Below are 253 nucleotides of genomic sequence, written 5' to 3'. Positions count from 1 at the left end.
GTGCTGTGGCCCAGCGGTTAAAACCAGGATTTAATTTATGCAGCTCGTCTAGCTTGATACCTGCCAGCTCAGCCGCCAACGCTAAATCAATTTGGCTATAGGTGGCTACTTTTTCAAAATACGGCTTGTTCGCAATGGCTGGAATATTCAGTTTGTAGTCATCACGCTGTTGTAACATTTGGCTTAAAGCCAGTAGTTTTGGTACGTAAGCACGTGTTTCTCTTGGCAGGTTTAATGACCAAAAGTCAGTGGC

General features: G+C 44.7%; 1 protein-coding gene. It reads right to left on the bottom strand.

All coding sequences use genetic code 11. The annotated features are described in order from the left end of the window. Positions 1-253, bottom strand: a 253-nt coding sequence (locus Q4528_RS14880; RefSeq protein WP_303522448.1) for a hypothetical protein, incomplete at both ends; no start/stop codon positions are given.

This window comes from Staphylococcus pasteuri, from assembly GCF_030547725.1.
GTDB classification, from domain to species: Bacteria; Bacillota; Bacilli; order Staphylococcales; family Staphylococcaceae; genus Staphylococcus; species Staphylococcus pasteuri.
This window is presented reverse-complemented; position numbering and strand designations above follow the sequence as displayed.